We start from the raw sequence: 2,486 nt of genomic DNA on the forward strand, positions 1-2,486 counted from the left end.
TGTGTTTAAGCATGGAATGTTGACCCCTCTGGCGGGGTAATACTTATCCAATTTTGACCCCCCTTGGATTTCATCCGACCATCCGGCTTTTGCCAGTGGATGGGGTGGGGAGTTGAAGAGAGTGGATACGATTGCCCGTGTCCGACGAGCCTTCCATGTTCAGGGCTGGTCGGTGAAGAAGATCACCAGAGAGCTGAATGTTTCGCGTAATACGGTTCGCAAAATCCTGCGTTCTGATGCGACTGATTTTGTCTACAAACGAGAACATCAACCGTTGCCCAGGATCGGAGCCTGGAAGGGTGATATTGAACGGTTCCTCATTGCCAACGAAGGCAAGGCATCGCGCGAACGGCTGACGCTGATCCGGATTTACGAGGAGGTCCGGGCACTTGGCTACGATGGCAGTTATGACGCGATCCGGCGATATGCCAAGACCTGGGCGAAGAACCGGGGAGCCGTGACGGCGGAAGCCTATGTGCCCCTCTATTACGCGCCAGGCGAAGCCTACCAGTTCGACTGGAGCCACGAGATCATTCTGGTCAACGGGGTGACGACGACCGTGAAGGTCGCGCATGTCCGGCTCTGCCACAGCCGGATGATGTTCGCCCGAGCCTATATGCGTGAGAGCCAGGAGATGGTGTTCGATGCCCATGACAAGGCCTTCGCCTTCTTCCGTGGCACCTGCACGCGCGGCATCTACGATAACATGAAGACTGCGGTCGAGGCGGTGTTCGTCGGCAAGGAGCGACAATACAATCGCCGCTTCCTGCAGATGTGCAGCCACTATCTGGTCCATCCCGTTGCCTGCACGCCCGCATCCGGATGGGAGAAGGGACAGGTCGAGAACCAGGTTGGCCTCGTGCGCGAACGCTTCTTCACACCACGTCTTCGGGTTAAAAGCCTGGATGAGCTGAATGTCTGGTTGCTCGATAAGTGCATCGCTTACGCCAAGGCACACCGTCATCCTGAACAGACCGAGCGAATGATCTGGCAGGTGTTCGAGGAGGAACGCGGCAGCCTCGTGCATTACGTCGGGCCGTTCGATGGTTTCCACAGCGTCCCGGCCTCGGTGTCGAAGACCTGCACGGTCCGTTTCGACAACAACAAATACTCCGTCCTCTCGACTGCGGTCGGCCGCCCTGTTGAGGTTCACGCCTATGCCGAGAAGATCGTCATCAGGCAGGACGGCGTGAACGTCGGTGAGCATCCTCGTTGTTTTGGCCGTGGCGAGACGGTCTACAATCCCTGGCATTATGTCCCTGTTCTGGCTCGTAAACCCGGCGCTTTGCGCAACGGCGCACCGTTCAGGGACTGGGTGTTGCCAGCGGCGATGGAGAAGGTCCGCAAGCGCCTGAAGAGCGTCCACGACGGTGATCGGCAAATGGTCACAATCCTTGCATGCGTTCCCACCGATGGTCTGACGGCCGTCGATGCGGCCTGTCAGGAGGCGCTGGACCAGGGCGTCTGCTCGGCCTCGGTGATCATCAACATTCTGGCTCGTAGTCGTGACCCGGCTCCGGCCGCAACCCTGCAAACCCCGGATGCGCTGCGGCTGACCCATGAACCGGTCGCCGACTGCGCACGCTATGACAGCCTCAGGAGGGCAAGCTGATGGAACGCACACAGGTTCTCGAACTGATGAGCACGCTGAAGCTCTATGGAATGCGCAGCGCCTACGACGAGGTCATGGGCAACGGCATCAAACGGCAGCACGAGCCGCCGCGCATTGTCGGTGATCTCTTGCAGTCGGAGATCGCCGAGAAGCAGGCCCGCTCCATTCGCTACCAACTCAGCATCGCCAAGCTGCCGCTGGCCAAGGACATCGACGATTTCGACTTCACCGATACGCCGGTCAATGAATCCCTGGTGCGGGAGCTGGCTACCGGCACCTTCGTCGCCGATCAGCGTAACGTCGTCCTCGTCGGCGGCACGGGAACCGGAAAGAGCCATCTCGCCATCGCGATTGCCCGTGCACTGATCCGCAACGGAACACGCGGGCGCTTCTTCAACGTCGTCGATCTGGTCAATCGGCTGGAAACGGAAACGCGCAGCGGCAAGCAAGGGCGGACGGCCGACTATCTCAATCGTCTCGACTTCATCATCCTCGACGAACTCGGATACCTGCCTTTCGCCCTGGCCGGCGGCCAACTCCTATTCCATCTGATCAGCAGGCTCTACGAGCGCACGTCGATCATTGTCACCACGAACCTGGCGTTCGGTGAATGGCCGACGGTGTTCGGCGATGCCAAGATGACGACGGCACTTCTCGACCGCCTGACCCATCACTGCGAGATTGTCGAGACCGGCAACGAGTCCTGGCGCTTCAAGAGCCGCTCTCAAAGCTAAAAGCCGAAGAAGATCATCACCCGCACTTGGCCTACCCTCTGCAACCCCGGCCAGCGCCGGGCAGGCCAAGCGCTGATCTACAGCACAGGGGGGTCAAAATTGGATAAGCAAAAGGGGTCAATGTTCGGTGCTGATTGACA

The 2,486-nt window shown here is 59.3% G+C and carries 1 protein-coding gene and 1 pseudogene; both read left to right on the forward strand.

Annotated features, from left to right (window positions below):
- Positions 1 to 112: 112 nt before the first annotated feature.
- Positions 113 to 1,736 (forward strand): annotated as a pseudogene (gene istA / locus AC1DLT_RS30775) (IS21 family transposase).
- Positions 1,639 to 2,346, forward strand: coding sequence for an IS21-like element helper ATPase IstB (gene istB / locus AC1DLT_RS30780; protein WP_477489239.1), 708 nt, complete (start codon positions 1,639 to 1,641; stop codon positions 2,344 to 2,346). Before istA ends, istB begins: the two are co-directional and overlap by 98 nt.
- Positions 2,347 to 2,486 lie beyond the last annotated feature (140 nt).

It is taken from the genome of Neorhizobium sp. 05N33 (assembly GCF_056397445.1).

What these genes read in the sequence shown, in the direction of transcription:
- istB (WP_477489239.1), top strand. Translation starts at nt 1,639, where the DNA reads ATGAGCACGCTGAAGCTCTATGGAATGCGCAGCGCCTACGACGAGGTC.